The following is a 21,189-nucleotide window of genomic DNA, read 5'->3' as shown; positions in this document are numbered from 1 at the left end:
AATATTCATCTTGTCGTTTATATGGGTATGATCTAGTTATTCTACAATTAGTTTTATGACCTTGTTTACATTAGGCGAGCTAAAGTTGATCATGTAAATACCAGACTGTATAGTTTCTGGTAATCTTACTGTATGGCTAATTGCATCATACCTACCTTGTTTTAAAACTTTACCAGACATATTAAATACAGTATAAATCATATTATCCAACTCTGTTGCCGGAATATCTGCACTAACATTTAATGTTCTATTAAGTTGAGTTGTCGGGTTTGGTGTTACTGAGATTGAATAGCTGTGTTGTAATTCTATATTAATAGCACAGGTTTGTAAAACATCTCCACTCACAGTAGTCATTTTAACAAAGTAAGTAGCATTAGGATCTAACAAGTCTGATGTTGTTGCACCTGCAGAATAGTATTGTTCTGTACCTACAAGCACATTATCTTTATACCATTCATAAGCCACAAAACTATAACCTCCATTTGTATTAGGGTTGTTATTTACAAGGAGTACATTATCAAACTTCTGTTCAGCGATATCATTAAATAAGAATTGTTTTTCAACTCTAATAGTATACGTTCTAACCATCGAACCATTTTGAGAAGTTACTACAACATCCTGCAAGTAAATACCAGGCACAGGAGTTTCAATCTCAAACACAGTTGCAGGAGTTACTATTGCACTAGGTTCTGCATCAATCACTACTTGAACACTATTTACTGTGGATCCACAATCAATAATATAGTTTACTAAATTGTCTGGGTCGTTATAAACTTGCCCATCAATTGTAATAGTATTAATATTTGCGTTACTACTTTCTATAATTAACTCTTGAGACACTGGTGTTGCAGGCAGGTAATTGCTATCGCCTTCTTGGTTTGCTGTAATAGTTACCTGTCCAGTTGCCAATAACGTTACAAAGCCTTCTGCACTAACATCTGCAGGCTGATTTGTTCCTGTATAGGTATATGTATATGTAATTGGTAGTCCTGAACTTGCTTCTGCCATTAACTGAAAATCTGGGTCTACACCTATTTCTTTTACAGGTATAGGGTTAAATACAATTTCCTGAGTAGACCTATCAATTGTTAGTGTTGCTGTAAGTGTTATCTCATCACAATTTGGAGAAGTACCAGGAGGCGTGATTACTGCAGAAACTGTATATATACCTGCGTTTATTGCACCGTTCGGAATTCCTGTACTTGGTGTAGTACTGTAAACAACACTAGCTCCATTTGGCAAGTTCAGGACTTCAATATCTTGTATATCTCCATCATAAATAAAGGTTTCATCATTAAACACTACTTGATCTAATGGTGAATTATTTACCGTTACATTTTGAGTTTGGGTTGATACATTTCCAACATCATCTGTATAGCTCCAAACCACAACTGTAGTTCCTGGAGTAGTTATAGGTAACACGGTAGTTGTTACTCCAGAAATTGAACCAGAACAATTATCTAAAGCTTTAGGAATTGGCAGAGATAGCACTGCACAATCTTCACTAATATCTGGAAGTACAGCTACAATAGGAACTGGTGCTGTAACATCCTCGATAATCACATTTTGAGTTTGTGTAGTAATATTACCATTATCGTCTTCATAAGTCCAAGTTATTTCTGTTGTCCCTTGAACCTCTATTGGAAAGACTGTATCTGTTGTTCCTTGTACTGGTCCTGTACAATTATCGGTTGCAGATGGAATTGTAATACTCTCTACTATACATTCTGCAGTGATATCCTCAAGTGTTCCTGCATCAGCAACCGGACCTGAAACATCCTCAATAACTACATTTTGAGTTTGAGTACTTATGTTTCCATTTACATCTTCATATGTCCAAGTAATCACTGTTGTTCCTTGAGCCGTAATAGGTAAATCTGCATCATTTGATACTATTACATCACCAGCACAATTATCTGTTGCAGTTGGTGCTACTAATGCATCAACTTGGCACTCTGCCTCGACATCAGAAAGTGTCATCATATCTGGTATTGGAGATGTAACATCTTCAATTACCACATTTTGAGTTTGAGAACTTGAATTTCCATTCACATCTTCATACGTCCAAGTAATTACTGTTGTTCCTTGAGTGGTTATAGGTAAATCTGCGTCATTTGATACTATTACATCACCAGAACAATTGTCTGTTGCAGTTGGTGCTACTAATGCATCAACTTGGCATTCTGCTTCGATATCAGAAAGTGCAATAACATCTGGCATAGGAGATGTAACATCCTCAATTACCACATTTTGAGTTTGAGTACTTGTGTTTCCATTTTCATCTTCATACGTCCAAGTAATTACTGTTGTTCCTTGAGTGGATATTGGTAAATTAGCATCATTGGTAACTGTAACATCGCCAACACAGTTATCTGTTGCTGTTGGTGCTACTAATGTATCAACTTGGCATTCTGCCTCGACATCGGAAAGCGTCATCACATCTGGAGTTGGAGAAGTTATATCCTCAATTATCACATTTTGAGTTTGAGTACTCGTATTTCCAGATTCATCCTCATAGGTCCAAGTTACAATAGTTGTTCCTTGTTCTGTTATTGGGAAAATTGTGACGGTAGTTCCTATTACAGATCCAACGCAATTATCTGTAGCAGTTGGAGCTGAAATATTGTCTACTTGACATTGAGCCATAACATCTTCAAGCACTAATAAATCGGCTGCCGGCGCAAGATTGTCTTGAACGGTGACCATTGCAGTATCTGTTGATGAATTACCATTATTATCTGTTACCATTAATGTAACCTCAACAGGTGTGTCTAAATTACTACAATCAAATGTACTTGGAGAAACAGATAATGTTTCTATGCCACATATATCTGAAGAACCATCATTAATATCTTGTACTGTAATTGTAGCCACTCCATTTTCATCTAACTGAACTGTTGCATTCATGGCGTTAGCTATTGGTAAAATAGTGTCCTCAATAGTTACCATAGCAGTATCTGTTGCTATATTTCCTCCTATATCTGTAACTGTCATTGTAACTTCTACTGGAGTTTCAGTATTTGAACAATTAAAGGAGTTTGGAGTTACAGTAATAGATTCTATACAATTATCTGTTGACCCGTTATTAATATCATCTCCTGTAATAGTTACCGTACCATTCTCATCCAACTGAACAGTAATATCCATTGCAGTGGCTACTGGCACAGAGTTGTCTTCAATAGTTACAACAGCATCGCACGTCCCAACATTTCCAGCTTCATCAGTTACAGTTATTGTTACTGTATTTTCTCCAATATCATCACAAGTAAAAGTGTCTTGACTAAGTGCTATATCATATACTAAGCCACAATTATCGGCAACACTTTGATCTCCTTCAGGTACAAAGGCTACAAAGTCGTTTTGAGTGTTCCAGTTTGCGCTATTTCTTCCGGCAACAGTTAAACCAATAGTACCATCTATATTTTCTATGCCTTGTGTCATTGGGCTTCCTGTTACTGAAGTGCTATGAATTTCTATAACATTCGTACTTTCAAAAAGTTTTACCTGAGTAGTAACTTGTGGAGTTGAATTACAGCAAAATGGAATATCTGTAAATTGCAACACTGCTATTCTATTAGGCGCAACACCTGTTGTGGCATATGTTATACTACCACTTCCTTGCGGAAATAAATCATCCCAAGCGAAGGCTATCAAATTATTTGGTGTTGACGTATTTGGCAATAATTGACCGCCACAGCAACCGTCATCCAGACCGCTACCAAACTTTAAAAAGCCGTTCGATGATATATAATATTCTGAGTAATCATTATTAAAGAAGCTAAAGTCAAACCCAAGAGGAATGGCTCCAGAAACTGAGTCATCACTTAAAACAACTTGTGTAGAGTTTGCAGAAATATCAATTGGAGCGAAGGTTCCTGACTGATCAATACTGTAACTGACTGAACTTGAAATTAAATTTGCGATAACATCATCTTGTGTGATAGTCGCTACGCCATTATTATCTAACTCTACAGTTACATCTTGACACTCTACAACCGGTGCTTCTGTATCGTTAACAGTGACATCAAAAGAACATGTAGCTTGATTGCCAGAATTGTCCGTAACTTCATAGGTTATTGTAGTTGTACCTATTGGAAACTCACTTCCAGATGGCAATCCTGCGGTTTGTTGTATTCCTGATTCATTAAGTATAAAGTTATCTAAAGAGACATCATTTGTTGATGTATTTTCCCAAATAAGGCCTGTTATATTTCTCCAGTCTTCATTTGAAGGAAATACATTAAGCCCCGTTTCTTCTGGTATAAATGTAGCCATAGATGGTAATGCTGTAAACCTCATACCTGTTTGGCAGGCTATAAAAGAAGATGGAGTGAAAGTTTCTCCTCCATTATACTCCCAAGTATTTCCTGTATTAGAATGAATAAGCATTCCCTGCCCATCACCACAACCAACAGGCCAAGGTGCATCTATATGCTCACTAGCAAAAGCGGTAATTACCATACCTGACTCTGTATACGGTGAACCAAAAGTTGAAGAACCTGTAAAGTTTAAAGTCACTTGAACATCGTTATCAATTACACAATTATCTGAAAACTCCGGTATATCAAAATTCACTACAGCACCACACAGTCCAGGATCATTGCTTACAACAATATTTTCTGGACAAGCTACTGTTGGTGCTTCCGTATCTTCTATAATTATTTCTTGAGTTTGTGTAGATATGTTTCCAGCTTCATCCTCATAGGTCCAAGTAATAGTTGTACTCTCTGAGATTGGAAAAGCAGTATTTGAAGTTCCATTAATTTGGCCAGAACAATTATCTGTTGCTGTTGGTGCTACTAGGCTATCTACTTGACACTGTTCATTTATGTCTTCCAACGTCATCATATTTGCAACTGGTGGTGTAGTATCTGTAATAAACACATTTTGAGTTTGGGTTAACATATTACCAGAGGAATCTTGATATGTCCAAGTTATGGTTGTATTCTCTGTAATTGGGAATATGGCATCAGTAATTCCAACAACTTGACCTTCACAAGCATCTGTAGCTGTAGGCGCTCCTATACTATTTACCTGACATTCACCAATTACATCGTCTAATATTAAAACATCTGCAATAGGACCTTCAGAATCTTCAACCGTTATCGTAAAGCTACAAGTACTTGTGTTTCCAGAAGCGTCTGTAGCTATAAATGTATTTGTAGTAATACCAACAGGGAAAGCACTTCCGCTAGGTAATCCTTCAGTTTGGGAGATTTCTACACAACCTTCATAACTTAAAATAATCTCACCATTCCCAGATCTAATACCTGGTGTCGTAACACTATTAGTTAATGTTCCAAGGTAAGACGAACCTCCTGCACCACCTCCAGCTGCAGCACCAGAACCATTGGTTGGTATAGCACCACTGCCGCCACCATAATAGCCACCGCCGCCACCGCCACTTGCAACACCATAATTAGCAGGCAAACCATTTCCTCCTAAACCAAAAGCTCCTGGATTACCGTTAGTGCCTTGTGTTCCCATACCACCAGAGCCACCAGCAGTTGCAGTTGCTCCAGAACCACCAGATCCTGGATTAAAATAAGAATTATAATTAGGGTCTGCAGGGTCTTCTCCATTTACTCCTGTTATACCGCCACCATCGCCGCCGTCTCCTCCAACACCACATGGTACACAAGTACCATTAACGTATGAGCGACCGCCACCGCCACCGCCACCAGCTACAATTACGCGATTTATCAAGTCACTTCCGCCTTGACGCACATCAGAAGATCCACCACCACTGCCTCCAAATCCATTAGAACCACCGTCACCTGCAAGAGCAGCACCTCCAGTACCACCACCATTAAATCCACCAACACCATTAGTACCTGTTCCACCTACGTAAATTTCTAAGGTTTCACCAGGCGTTACAGATAATATGCCTTCTGAATAGCCTCCTAAACCGCCAACTGAATTTTGATAGTCATCTACAGTTATAGCCTGACCTTGAGCTCCCCAAGATTGAATGAAAATTTCTGTTACACCAGCAGGCACAACAAAAGACTCTGGTGTTCCAGTAAATGAGAACGTAATATTATCTGAAGTCGAATTAACGCTACAGTTATCTGTTGTAGTAGGAAAGTTATAATTTACAATAGCTTCACAACTTCCAGGATCAGAATTAACTATTATATCATCTGGACAGGTAATAGTTGGCGCTTCAGTGTCATTAACTATTACATTGAATGTACAAGTAGCAGAATTTGAACTAATTGAATCAAACCTATATAATGTTTCTGCAGGATTCGCACCATCACCAGAAACACCATATAATATTCCATCTGCACTAAAAGAAATTCCTGCGATTTTTGTTCCTGTACTACCAATACTCTCTCCGATACCAGTTGAGAGATCTATTGAGGCTAAGCCACGCAGTCCTCCACTTAATTTATATACGATATAGGTAATACCTGTTATAGGGCTAGTAGACAAACCATTTGATCCAGAAGTGATTTCAACACCATCTATAACTACTGGAACTGTTGATAAGGTTACACCTGTAGTTGGGTCAAACTCTACCAATGCAGAAGAAAATGGATCTACTCCAAAAACACTATTCCCGTTTACAGCGTAACCTCTAATATAATCTCTATCTAAAGTTGATAATAAAGAGAACGTTCCATTGTCAGTATTAATTAAAGCTATATTCTCATCTCTATCCATAGCAACAAAACCATTAAGAGGCGGATAATATACCATACCAACTACTTCTTGTTCTATTCCTGCCGGATATGTATTGCCTGGAGCAATATTAGCTCCAACTGTAAGAGTATTTAAATTGATTGGTTCAAAATATTGGTTTCCATCAGAAATTCCTGATGCATGATACAATTCTCCGTTGGTTGGATTAAACGCTATTGCTTCACCATCATTGCCATTTCCAAGTGTTAATATTTGCGTATTTGTTGCTTCTGGACTATTACCCTCATTAACTGTTACTGTAACTTGTGTTGACCCCACAGGAAAAAAAGTTCCAGATTCCTGTGAATACGATACAAAAAGTTCACTACTGCAGTTGTCAGCTGTAATAGCAGACGGATATGTAACTATTGCACCATAGTTTCCAGGGTCATTGCTAACAACAAAATCTTCTGGACAAATAACTGTTGGTGCTTCAGTATCTTCTGCCATAACAGTAACAGAACCACATCCTGCTGATATTGCACAACCACCTTCACCTCTAACTAAATATTGTGTGTTACTATTGGGAGTAACTTCAAATGTAGTTGTTGTCGTCGTTCCTACTAAGGTACCACCACAAGAACCTGAGTAAATAGCCCATTGTGCTGCATCATTTAAATTCCCAGTTATTGTTAAAACAACAGATTCTCCAGGACAAACATTCTCTGAAGATGCAGAAATTGCTGGTGTATCTGGATTCGTACATGGGTTACCTACAAGCACTCCATTTGTATTACCAATATTTGAGAGTGTAAGATTTGCATTGTTACCAAGAGTATCTGCTATACTTCCTCCATTTATCATTAATGTACCTACCTCAACACCATCTGTATCTAAATCACCATCTAACACAGTATACCTAAAAAGCAACCCATTACTTCCACTACCACTAACATAAGCAGCTTGCTTGGTAACTGTTCCTATTACAATAGACAATTGCGGAGTACCTCCAAATGTGTTTACTATTGCGTTTTCATTAAAGTTAATTATGAAATCTAAGTTTTGACCTGTTGTATATGTTGCACTTACAGGTACCGTCACACTAGTAACAACTGGACCTAAATTATCCATCAGATAATCTTCGTTTACTCCAATTGGCGTTGTGTTTACTAAAGAGTTTCCTGCTAAATCTGTAATGCTATAACCAGAGCTTAACCCTAATGAAACTATTCCATTTACATTTGAAAGATTTCCATTTTCATAAGCTAATCTATAACGCATAGTTGCTTGTTGTGAAAAATCAGAAATGAGAGATGAAGATCCAATAAGTTCAAAATCATTTAGACTAATATTTGAGACAGGTTCATTAAATGTTATATCAAAAGAGATTCTATCCTCATTAGTTTCCCGATTTATAGGATCTACTCTTACGATACTATCTATACGAGGCGCAGTAGTATCACCAGATTCGATTGTTATTGAAAAAGTACGACCAGATATTGCTGCAGCACCATCTTCTCCACCATCGGAAAGATTAAATACAAAGCTATCTGTACTAGCGGATCCATTTGTATTTTCATAAGTTAGACGATTGTTATTAATGTCTGATTGCGTAAATGTTCCATTTATACTCAATATAGTACCATTAAGCCTCAAATTTCCATTAGAAGGAACATTACTTACTGTAAATACAAGTCCTGTTTCTCGATCATCTGGATCTAGACCCAAAAGATGAGTAGAGTTAATTACTGTAGAGTCTAAATTATTTGCGGTTAGCGTATTATTAATTACAGAGGTTGGAGCATCATTTATAATTAAGGCGAAACCAAGTGAATAATATTCTGAAGAATCTATATTAGTTGTTAAACCCAAGGCATTAGTAACACTAAGGTTATAGCCTCGACCATTATTAGTGCCAAAAATAGTAGGATTTTGTCCTGTGTTTTGATACATCACAGAGCGTAATGCAGCAGTTGCCTGAGCTGCATTACCATTTCCAGTTATTGTCCATTGTGATTTATCTGCAGAACTAGAAATAGAATAACCGTTTGAATTACTCAAGGTTAATATATCGTTTTCATCTGATCCAGCAGCACCTGAACGCTCTGTAATAACCATTTGTGTGATATTAGAAGAATCACTTATAGACACTTGATTGTTTAATGCTATTGCCGGTCCGTTTTCAGAAAAACCTACTCCAATAATGTTTGAAGTTACCGTTGGCGGTCCAGCTACAGGAGCTTGTGTAACATTTATGGTCACACTCCAACTCGCACTTTCGGCTATGTTTGCAACCACAGCAGCTGCATATGTACCAGGAGACGTAAAAAAAGGTGAGGAGCTTATGCTCCCACTAAAGCTTGGAGGATATGTGACAAACGCTTCTTGATTAGGACCAAATGCAAAAAAACCATTACTAATTCCAAAATTATTTTGAATAGTGTATGTGATACTTGTAATGGTTTGTCCTGTTCCTATAACAATTTGCCAGTTATCTTGGCTATCTGTAGGTGTATCTAAAGAACCTGAAAAAGTATTTGCTCCTGCTACTAAATTAAAAGTAAAGTTTGAATCTGTTGTTGGTCCCGATGGAAAATCTGTGCCTTCTGTTTGAGAAGTTGCAGTAAATGAACCAATAATAATAAAAAGTGCTGAGCACCATAAAGTAATTTTATTCATAAGATGTCGAGTTACGATAAGCAGCTCGAAATTAGGGATAAAACTTAAACCTAATTAACATTTTTTTAAGTTTTGTGACAAACTCTTAAAATTAGGGATGAAATTTACATTCACCCTAAACACCTACTTACAAGCCAATTTAATTCTAATAAAAATTAATATAACTGTTCAAATGTTAACTATTAGTTAATTGTATATGTAGATTAACCTATCTATTTTAGTCTTTATTTAACATAAAAATACCTCTATATTTTTCCGAATATAGAGGCATAATTAAGTTTGAGAAACATCTATTCTTTAAGAAGTGTATTTACTACTTGTCCTGTGTTTGAGTTAATTTTTAATAAGTACATACCTTTAGCTAGGTTTGATGTTTCAATCCGTATTTCTGAATTAAAACTATTTACAGATAGCGTTTTTACCTGTTTCCCAGAAAGATCAAATACTTGAATATTTTGAATCTGTACATTATCTGGGTTAGTTACCATTAAGTAAGTTTTTGTAGGGTTTGGATATAAACTAAAATTAGTAGAATTAACTTCAGCTATACCTAATACGTGATCTTCAACAGTTAACTCAAATGTATAAAGGTCTTCATTTCCGCCCATATCAATTACAGTTAATGTAATATCATAAGTACCTGGCGTAAACGTTGTTCCTATTTCTGGAGATTGAGAAATTGTAGCAATACAGTTTTCTTCAAATGTTATACCAGCAGTAAAATCTTCAAGATTATATTCATTATTTAAGTCTGCACCTCTTGTAGTATCTTCAGGTAGCGTATCTTGATTAAAGACTGGTGCAGTAAAATCTTCAACAGTTACCACTGCCATACCTGATGATATATTGCCTACAGCATCTGTTGCTGTTAACATTACTGTATTTTCTCCTAGATTATCACAACTAAAGCTTGTAACATCAAGCGTTAAATCTTGCAATGAACAGTTATCTGAAGAGCCTGCATCTATTTGAGTAGCTGTAATGTTTACAGAACCCATTTCATCTAACACAACAGAAATATTTTGAGTTAACACTTCTGGTTCTAAAGTGTCTAATATCATTACATTTTGCGTCTGTTCAACAGTATTGCCAACTTCATCTGTATATGTCCAAGTTACAATATAATCTCCTTGCTCTGTATATTCCATAGCGTCTTCTGTAGTTGCCGTAATAGTTCCAGAACAGCTGTCTGTTGCCGTTGGCGCTGTTAAATTTACACTACACTCTGCAACAATATCCTCTAATGTTTCAAGACTTGGTGTTGGCTCTTCATCATCTACTTCTAAAACAGCAATTATAAGTTGCTTCTGCACAATGCCTCCATTACCATCATTTACTTCAAACACCACTTGATTTTGTCCTAATTGTTCTACTGTTGGTCGCCAAGAAATAGTGTTTTCGCTAAGCGTCATTCCTTCTGGCGCAATGGCTAAACTAAGTGTTAATATATCTTCTGAATCGACATCACTAGACGTAATGGTTTCAGAATACTCTGAACAGGCATCTGTATAATCTGGTAAAGATTCTGTTATAATTCGCGGTAAATTATTCTCATCTTGAGAAATGAAGTTAAACGTGACTACATTAGACAACGGACTTTCAACAAAAATCTCATCATCGCCTTCTTTTACAGCCGTCACCGCAAAATTATACTGGCGACCTGCTTCAATCTCAGTAAAATCGAATGATGATGTGTTACCTACATTCTCATTGTCTGAAAATAGAGTAACTGTTTCATTATCTTCTGTGATATACACATTATAAAACTCTGCATCTTCAATTGGGCTCCACGATAACTCAAAGATATTGTTGTTCAATTCTCCAAATAAGGTTGTTGCATCAACATCTGTTTCGCGATTTATTGTAAAACTTTCTGTACCGTAGGACATTGCTGGTGCTCTACTCGTTTCTGAATCTTCAATATCATCGTTAATTGTTCCATATATGAAATAGGTTCCGTTTTTTAGGTCGCTGGTATCAAATGTAAAACTATCAGTAGTGTCATTTTCTGAAATGCCTTCAACAATAAGGTTACCGTTGGCATCCTTGTCGTCTGTATCATAATAGAAGGACACGTTAGCATCACTATCAAAGTCTTCATCTTCCCAAGTAAACATAACTTCATCATTAGGCGCATCTTGGGTTACTGAAGTCACTGTTAACTCAGGTGCAAACTCTGCACCATAGATGTCAATCTCATAAGTATCACCATTGTCGATTCTAATCTTATATTCTCCAACAGGTGTATTCTGTAAAATATAGAAGGCTTTATTATCTTCTTCATAGGTTGTTGCTAAATAGCCTAAACTTTCGGCATTGGTTGGTGTTACTTCTGTTCCATCAGGTAAAATCAAGATATAATCTGGTGTTCCTGATGTTCCTTGTACTCTCACAATAATATTTCGCGCACTTTCATTTAATGTGAATGGTATATCCATTGGCGCAAAACTGCTTTGTGACGATGCTGGAATAACAAGACTTTCGCCTTCTTTTCCATCAGAAATTAGCTGAAGCTCCTCATCATTTTCAAAATAGAATTGATTGTTGAAACTTGATGGCGACTGACCATTAAAAAACGATAGGTTAAATATTCCTAAGTTGGCTTCAAAATTGGTGCGATATGTTCCGTTTGATCGACGTTGTAATGCTACTGCAAGTTCTAAAACTTGTGCAACTGTTAATTTTCCTCTCATTGTGGTATTGTTAAAAGTAGCTTCTACTGAAGCAACAGTTAAAGGCAGAAAAGCATTTACAGCCTCACAAGCAACACAGCCAAAAGTGACTTCTACAGATGGAATTGTAATCGACAAGTTCGCCGTAGACTTAAAGAACAACTCATCATTACGATGCTCTACCAACATAGATGCGTTTCCTTTAAACACGCCGTATAAATTTACAAATGCTCCAACTGAAACACCGTTTACTTTAATGGTTACATTACCACCACCAATATCTTGTCTGTATAATTGTATAGTTCCTGATGCCGTTAATGAGGTTCCTAAAGTGTAAGCTACCTGCATATTGTCCAAGCGTAAATCTATAGGCGAGACTGTAGGCTCAATATCTACGCCCAAACCAAGCGATAAAGGTGGTACTTGTAATCCCTCAATAAATCCATTTCCGCCTGCAAGTGAAAATCCTGTGTTTGCAATTGGAATGCCTGGTGAGACCTCAATTTCTAGACTAACAGAATCTAAACCGCCGTTTATAATTTGTATTGAAGCCGCAATTGTAACACCCTTATTTAAAAGATTTAAACGCACCTCTGCACTACCACCAAAGGAATTTGTAAACGTATCAAAATTGATGGAGGCATTTCTTAGGTCAAAAGTATTTAGGATTTTAAGGTTTGGGGCAATCATAGCGCTTCCCATAACGTTCACACCATCTACATCATCAATACGAATACGATCCATAGTGATGTTAGCATTGGCTCCAAAAATTTCTTCTGGAAGGCTTATGACACCACCAATTTCAATCCCTTGCTTTCTAACACCACCAACAGTCTCATCAATCAATTTGAATTGGGAAATTTCAACAGGAATACCTACTAAAGTAAACAAGGTAGATACGCTAGCAGCTGCAGCGCCAACGCCTACATTTAATACTGGGTCAACATTATCCACAGTTTGTTCAATCATTCCAGATTGTAACAAAACACGGTCGCCGCCAAAGTCGCCAATCTCTGGTATGTCATTGACAAATACATCAATTTCCTCGAGGCTGGTTACTGTCATTGCAGTTGTATTCACCAATACATCGCCGCCATACTCTAACTTTCCCGCGTGTACGTTGCCACTCATTAACCAAGTAACACCATCAGGCTGTAGGGTTCTACTATCAGATTTAAAGACCAATCCGCCAACAGCAACCTCTTCAGGTTCTACACGTGTCCCGTTTACTTGAATAACGTGATTTGTAAATCCGTTATCTCCATTCGAAATGTCTGATATTATTATGACATTTCCTGAGGTGTCACCAAGTTCTCCTTCTGGTGCAAAGGTTATTTTAAATTGTGCAGTTTCATTAGGTTGCAGTGTGACAGCAAAAGATTCGCCCTCTTCTATCCCAACACGTTCTAAGGTAAACTCACCATCATTTGCAAAAGCAAAAATTTCAAGTGGTAGGTTTCCTGTGTTTCTGGCCGTTAAAATTTGCTCACTAACTCGACCAATACTGGTGTCTGGAAATGAAATAATAGTAGTCTCATCCATTCCATCGATATCTTCATCAAAATTAAGTTTGGCACGGTTTGCGCCTCCTGTTGTGTAAAATTTATGGACATAACCTGATGGAATGCAAGTACCGCATAGAAAATCGAAGTTCGTCGTTGGCCCTTCATCTTGAGCGGTTACGATTGCGGCCGTTGTAGCATATGAGTCTTGGTTACCATCTGGTGAAAACTGAAATCGAATATCTTTTGTCTCGTCAGGTGCAATTTCCAAAGGATATATATCTGTGCCATCCTCATAAGTGGTCACCCTAAAAATACTGGAATTGTCTGAAGCAAATGTATAGGCTCCAACAAGTGTCATTGGTTTAGAGCCAGTATTTGTAACCGGTATAAGGGAGAATGTGGTCTCTCCTGTGTCTGTTTGTGGAAATGTAAATGGGTTAGTTACAAAACTTATCGTTGCTCTGTTTGTAATATTTGCTGAAAGATTTACAGACTGATTTACCGTAGCAGCATCATTTGTAGATACTTGCAAAATAGCTTCTCGAACTCCTGAATCTGAAGGGTTTACTGTTACATTAACCTCTTGCGATTCTGAAGGCGCCAAAGTAATTGGAAAGCTGAGACCTTCTAAGTTAAAATCTGAAGCATTTGCACCGTTAACGCTAATGCCATCAATTATTAAATCAGACTCACCAGAGTTTGTCAAGCTTGTGACAGCTGTTCGTGTATCAGTTAAATTCAGCGTGCCAAAATCGAGTGTGCCAGCTGTACTCAATTTTGGTCCCGTAGTTTCTCCCATCAAGCCGACATCTGCATTTCCTGCTGATGTTTCAATAGTCATCGTTGCGGTTTTCAACGTACGTGTTTGTGGTGCAAAAACAACTTGGATTGGCGTGCTTCCTTCTTCAGAAATAATAATAGGAAAGCTCACATCTGCAACTGAAAAATCATCTGCATCTTCACCTGAAAATGTGATGCCTGTTATGTTTAATGAAGTGTTACCCGTATTGCCTAAGGTTACAATTTCAGTTCTTGTATTGGTCAAGATTTGAGTGTCCTGAAAATTAATCAAAGCGCGATTAACAGTAAGCAATGCTTGAATGGCGTTTCCTGTAAGTGAGACTGTATTTGGCGAACTGTCGTCATCGCTAACCACATCAAGTGTCGCTGTTTTCTCACCTAAATCAGTTGGGTCGAATTGAATAGGGACTGTAAGATCTTCGCCTGGTGCAATATTTACTGGTAAAGAAATCGAACCAATGCTGAATTGGTCTGTATTTCCAGAAAGATTTAATTCTGACACAACCAAATCAACCGAAGCTTCTTCAGTATTTGAAATGATCAAATTTTGTGTGGCTGGTTCACCCACGTTGGTATCGCCAAAATCAATGCTGTTTGTTGAAAGTTCGATAAATGTTTCTGCACCATTACCAAGCAATGGAATCACGTGAGGACTGCTTGGTGCATTGCTTGTGTAAGTTAAGGTTGCCGTCCTGTTACCTACCCCAGAAGGTGTAAATAAAACTTGTAAAATCACAGTATTTCCAGTACCAATAGTTAAAGGCTCATTGCTTGTGGTAATTTCAAAGTCTGATGCGTGTGCTCCTGATATACTTCCAGAAGACAACTCTAAATCTGCAGTTCCTGTGTTTTCTATACTAAAGTTTTCTGCACGAAAACTACCAAAATCAACATCTGCAAAATCTATAGGGTTTGGAGTGATGGAAATACCGCTTTCTTGACCGAAGCCTCTTGTAAAAATTAAAGATAAAGCATCACTGTTTACCGTTTCAATTCTAAAAAACGTAGAGCGCTCGCCTGTAGCAGAAGGCGTGAATTGAACCTCAACAGGATACGTACTATTACCAAGAATATTAAACGGTAAACTTGATGGGTCTGTAACTATAAAATCATCATTTGCTCCTGTAGAAGGTGAACCTGCAGAAAAATATAGGTTACTCAAAACTAAAGTACCGTCACCAGTATTATTAACATCTACCGTTCTGGTTGTTGGTACTCCAACTTCTTGACCATCAAATTCAAAAGGACTCATTTGTACTTCTATTTGCGGTAATAGGATTTCGGCTTGCAAATTTGAAAAGATGGTTGGGTTATTTGGGTCGTTAGTTTCAATTTGAATATCTATTCCTCTAACTGCTGTATCAGGAGAACTTGTTTGCTCACGTGCTATAGCATTAAAAGTAACTTCAAAATTTCGTGATTCTCCTTCAATTAAAGTAAAAGGAAATGTAATTCCAGGTTCTAGGCTAAAGTCTTCAATAAAATTTGCATCTGTTGTAAAATCTAAACTAGAAACCACTAAATCTGCATTACCTGTATTAGATAGTGTTATCTCATCTGTAACATTCACAAAAATATCGTGTGTGCCAAAATTTACATTTGTCACCTCTGCAATGGGCTCAAAAATATCGCCTGCACTTCCGCTCAGAGGAATATCTACAGTTCCTACAGGTGTACTAAAATCTGTTCCATAAGTAACTATGAGGGTTGCATTTTTATTACCAGGCGTAGTAGGATTAAAATTTGCCTCCACAATAACTTCTTCTTCCGGCCCAAAAGGAGCGCCTGGATTGTTGGATTGACCAAATTGATTAGCATCTGGACCAGTTATATCAAACTCAATAATTGTCCAATTGTTTGAGGTGTTATTGGTTAAAAATGTAACCTCGGTAGATTGTTGACCTACGTCTAAGTTTCCAAATTCTATAGAAGATGGATTAGCAGTAGCATCTTGAGCATTAGATTGTTGTATACTTAAAAAGACAATACATACAACAAGTAAATATTTAAACATTAAGTAAGTGTGCTTCATAATAATAGGTTTTCAGAGATATAACAATACATACATAAACTTTATGCAATGTATAGTCTACCTTAACCTCTTACAATACGTATAAGTACGAATAAACTACGTGTTACTACGTAGCTGACTAATTTGAGAGCTGTTAGTCTCCAAAACATTATTTACACACTTAGAGATTGACTCAAAAGTATCTGTAGGAAACACATAACCCTTAATATGATCAAACTTTAATATAGACAAATCATTATTTAAAAAACCATCTTCTATAATAATCATATTTAATGAAGCTTTAGACTGCTTTAAATATTTTTGAGAGTTTTGATATAGTTTTCTTTCAAGCAATACAATATCTACGTTAGGTAAGTTTGTAAAAGCAATAACATCTGTAGATTTTAAGCAAAAACCAGTAGCTATATAACCTTTATTATTAAGATATTGCGTTACAGAATAGGCGTATAATTCTGAAGAGTGGTAAACAGCTACGGTATGTAAATTCATAGTATTTTTTATACTTGAAAGGTATAACTAGTATACAAAGCTGTATATACGTAGTACCACTAATAAATTACGTATAATCACGTAACTATAATGCTAAGATTATAACCTTATTTGTCATTGCCCAATTAGATAGTTTAGTGTTAATCTGCTTAAGCCCTAACTTTTCTATAATATTACTTCTATGCTTTTCTATAGTTCTTGAAGAGACAGACAGTTGCTCTGCAATAGCATTAGTTGAATTTTGGTTTGCTATTTTTTTTAATATTAGAGTTTCAGAAGGTGTAAGTAGCTTTAGTTTTCCTAATTCGTCTTCTGCATCAATTATGGCTTTTGTATCAAACGACTTGCTAAAGCACGTTTTTCCACTTAAAACGGTTTGAATACATCGTTCTATTTCAAAAAACGAATCTTCTTTTAGTAAATAACCTTCAATCTGTAAGGATTTTGCCTGTGCTACATATTCACTTTCCTTATGAAATGACAACACAATAAATTTAGTTAACACACCTTTCTCCTTTGCCATCTTTACAACATCGAACCCAGTAAGCAAAGGCATATCTATATCTAACAAGGCTACATCTGGACGTTCAGACAATACAGCTTCCAGTGCTTGCATACCTTGTAATGCCTGAGACACAATGTTGTAGTTATGTTTAGTTAACTCATCATATAAACCTTTTAGTAACATAGGATGATCATCTGCAATGACAATTGATATTTCTGAAGGTTTTAATGGCATTATTTTACAGGTATTGTTAGTGAGATGGTTGTTCCTTTTTGAGGTTCGCTATTAATTGTAAGGATGCCCTTTATAATCTTAGCTCTTTCAAAAAGGGTTTTCATCCCTAAACTATTCGAAGTTAATAATTTATTGGCAGTACTAAATCCTATTCCATTATCTTTTATAAGCACGACTATGGTTTTATCTTTATTGAAAACCTTTACCGATGCAGATGGCGATTTAGAATGCTTCACTATATTCCCTAGGGCTTCTTGTATAATCCTATATATATGTAATGCTTGGTCTTCACTTATTTTATGATCTATATTTTCAATATCATTAGTAAAAAAAATATCTGTATTTGCATCGGTTTCATTTACCAAGGATGTTATTGCAGATGTAAGTCCTAAACGATTTAAAATTGATGGATGCAATCCTCTAGAAATACTTCTTAACTCTTCTAAAGTTGTATTTGCGAGAGTAAGCATTGGCGTATCTCCAAACGTTTTAGTCTGTCTTGTAAGAAGCATTAATTTTTGCCCAACACTATCATGCAGTTCTCTTGCTACACGTGTTCGCTCAGCTTCTCCAGCCTCGATTAACTCTTGAGAATATTGCTCTTGTTGTTGTTTTTCTTTTTTAGCAAAATTTCTTGAACGTATAATAACCACTAAACAAAATGCACCTAAGAGGCCTAAACCTCCAAAAATTATCCACTGAGATTTTACTTTATTTTCTGAGTCTAATAGCTCAATATTTTGCTTTTGGGTTTCAATCTCTAAATCTTTCTTAGCTGTTTCAAACTGTGTTTGTACATAGGCAAATCGGTTACGTGTAGATGCTGTTTTTATTGAGTCGTTTACTTTAGAGTATACTTTATAGTATTCTAAAGCTTTTGCATTGTTCCCTTTACGTTCATAAATTATAGACAACAAACTGTTTATTTTAAGAGAAAGACCAGCATCCTTACTGTTTTGTATATGTTTTACCAGCTCTAAACCTATACGTTCTGCATCTTGCAATCTATTTTCTGAAAGCGCTATATAAGCTTTGGCAAAATCGTAATTGGTTTTTAATTGGGAATTAAAGGATTTCCCTTCCATAATTTTATTTAGCCTACTTAAATATACTTTTGCCGTATCTATTTTATTTGCTCTAGCATATGCCTCAGAAGCATAGCTTAAAACGAGAACACTCACAATTTCCTGAATGTCTGACTTTTCATTTTTAAATTTAAGTGCCTCTCTGTAATGGTATAACTCTTCGTGATCATCTAAAAAAACAGCCTCGACACCAGCTTGTAAATGAGCCATGGCAACCACTTGCTCTTCGCCTATTTTAGGTCCTTGTTCGTAAATGACTTGTCTTGCTTTTTTAGCCTGATCATTTAGTCCATTTCTCCCAAACAAAGTAGCCAATCCATTTTGGGACCATAAATAAAATAAAGTATCCTTTTGGTGTATAAATAGTGCAGATGCTTTCTCGAAATGCTCAGCGCTTTCAGATATTTTATTAAGCTTAGATAGATTTTCAGCAGATTTTAGGTACAAGTATCCATACTCATAAAGTGACGAATCTTTAACTTTTTCCAAATATGTAATACCTTGTTTAGATAACAATACAGCGTTTTGAAGTTGCTCTAAATATCCTGCCGCCTCTGAGTATGCTACGTAATATTTACCAATCTCAGAAGGTATTGTTACGTTGGCTAGGTGCTTTTCAAAATTATTTAATGTTTTAAAAGCTTCTTTATGCTGAAGCGTTTTATAGATATAGAAATTACTTAATACATTGGTATAAACTAAGGCCTCATCATATCTCTCAAGGTTTATATATACTCTCGAGTATTTCTTAATTGAATCTAAGTGAAACACTCCAAATTTTTCTTCAGACATTACAAAATGCTCATCTACATTTCTTGTTTCTGATAATTTTAAAGCAAAGCTGTCATTTAAATTAGCTTGCTGTGCAGAACTATTTAAAAAAGATAACAAGACAAGTATGTACCAAAGAAAATTCTTCATTAGTTTCGTAAATATATTTTTTTTTAGCTGACTTTCTATTATGGCCAAAACTAAAACTACCTTTTTCTGCCAAAACTGTGGCACACAATATTCAAAATGGCAAGGCCAATGTTCTGCTTGTAAAGAGTGGAATACTATTGCCGAAGAGGTCATCCAAAAAGCTGAAAAAAGTGATTGGAAAACTGCTGCTACACCTAAGAAAAGAGTGGCTAAGCCACAAAAGGTTGCAGATATCTCTTACACTCAAGAACAACGCTACAATACTAAAAACAATGAGCTAAATCGTGTTTTAGGTGGTGGCTTAGTGCCAGGAAGCTTAACACTTCTTGGTGGTGAACCTGGTATAGGTAAAAGTACCTTAATGCTTCAAATAGCGTTACAGCTTCCGTTTAAAACTCTTTATGTTTCTGGAGAAGAAAGTGCTCAACAAATAAAAATGAGGGCAGAACGTATAGATAATTCAGAAAGTAATTGCTTTATCTTAACTGAAACTAAGACACAAAACATTTTTAAGCAAGTAGAAGCTATTGAGCCAGATATTGTGGTTATAGACTCTATACAAACACTTCATTCAGATTATATAGAAAGTAGCGCAGGTAGTATTTCTCAAATTAGAGAGTGTACTACAGAGCTTATAAAGTTTGCTAAAGAAACAGCTACACCAGTTATTTTAATTGGTCATATTACCAAAGACGGAAACATTGCCGGACCAAAAGTCTTAGAGCATATGGTAGATACTGTTTTGCAATTTGAAGGCGACAGAAATCATATTTATAGAATTCTTAGAGCTCAAAAAAACCGTTTTGGTAGTACTCATGAACTTGGTATTTATGAAATGCAAGGCTCTGGTTTGAGAGAAGTTGCCAATCCTAGTGAAATATTACTATCTAAAAATGAAGATGACCTAAGTGGTACTGCTATTGCAGCAACTCTTGAGGGTATGCGCCCATTAATGATAGAGATACAAGCCCTAGTAAGCTCTGCTGTTTACGGTACTCCACAACGAAGCGCTACAGGATATAATGCCAAACGACTTAATATGCTTTTAGCTGTTCTAGAAAAAAGAGCTGGATTTAAATTAGGTGCAAAAGATGTCTTTTTAAATGTAACCGGTGGAATTTCTGTAGATGATCCTGCAATTGATCTCGCTGTGGTTGCAGCTGTTTTATCCAGCAATGAAGATATTCATGTTCCTAAAGATATTTGTTTTGCCGCAGAAGTGGGTTTAGCAGGAGAAATAAGACCTGTACCAAAGATAGAGCAACGAATACTAGAAGCTGAAAAACTAGGCTTTGCATCAATTATGATTTCACGCTATTGTAAACTTCCGAAGGAAACCTATGGCATCAACGTGGTAAAAGCAGCGAAGATTACAGATGTTGTGCATTATCTTTTTGGATAGCACCAAAATGAAGTTGAAATTGAATTTGAAATCGAAATTGATATAATTTTTAGCACAGCTATCTCAATTAAGGCACTAATAGCCCATAACTCACCACTCATAGATTAAATTACTAATACCTTACACCTATTACCTAATGCCTATTTTTGGCATAATTTCTGTTTAATTTATAGCTGCTATGAATAAACAGATTTTTATTATCTTAAGTGTATGTTTAGTAATTGTTTCTTGCAAGCA

General features: G+C 36.3%; 6 protein-coding genes. 1 reads left to right on the top strand and 5 read right to left on the bottom strand.

Annotated elements, in window-relative coordinates:
- Positions 1-36: 36 nt before the first annotated feature.
- The 5 genes from CL818_RS00030 to CL818_RS00010 form a co-directional block, all read right to left on the bottom strand.
- Complete coding sequence (locus tag CL818_RS00030; protein WP_272973212.1) at positions 37-9,306, bottom strand: NIDO-like domain-containing protein; 9,270 nt, start codon at positions 9,304-9,306, stop codon at positions 37-39.
- A 290-nt stretch (positions 9,307-9,596) separates the two neighbouring features.
- Positions 9,597-16,316 (bottom strand): choice-of-anchor D domain-containing protein, encoded by a 6,720-nt coding sequence (locus CL818_RS00025; protein ID WP_272973211.1) that lies wholly within the window; start codon positions 16,314-16,316, stop codon positions 9,597-9,599.
- Between the two features lie 96 nt (positions 16,317-16,412).
- The gene (locus CL818_RS00020) at positions 16,413-16,805 is read right to left on the bottom strand and encodes a hypothetical protein (protein WP_272973210.1); all 393 of its coding nucleotides are present in this window, start codon (positions 16,803-16,805) and stop codon (positions 16,413-16,415) included.
- 85 nt (positions 16,806-16,890) lie between these two features.
- Positions 16,891-17,544 (bottom strand): response regulator, encoded by a 654-nt coding sequence (locus CL818_RS00015; RefSeq protein WP_272973209.1) that lies wholly within the window; start codon positions 17,542-17,544, stop codon positions 16,891-16,893.
- On the bottom strand, positions 17,544-19,550 hold the full coding sequence (locus tag CL818_RS00010) for a tetratricopeptide repeat-containing sensor histidine kinase (protein WP_272973208.1): 2,007 nt from the start codon (positions 19,548-19,550) through the stop codon (positions 17,544-17,546). The genes CL818_RS00015 and CL818_RS00010 overlap by 1 nt, the downstream gene beginning before the upstream one ends.
- 40 nt (positions 19,551-19,590) lie before the next feature.
- Between CL818_RS00010 and radA the strand changes: the two genes are divergently transcribed.
- A complete protein-coding gene (gene radA / locus CL818_RS00005) occupies positions 19,591-20,952 on the top strand; it encodes a DNA repair protein RadA (RefSeq protein WP_272973207.1) in 1,362 nt (453 codons plus the stop codon).
- Positions 20,953-21,189 lie beyond the last annotated feature (237 nt).

The sequence above is a fragment of the Croceibacter sp. genome (assembly GCF_002716225.1).
GTDB lineage: Bacteria > Bacteroidota > Bacteroidia > Flavobacteriales > Flavobacteriaceae > Croceibacter > Croceibacter atlanticus.
This window is presented reverse-complemented; position numbering and strand designations above follow the sequence as displayed.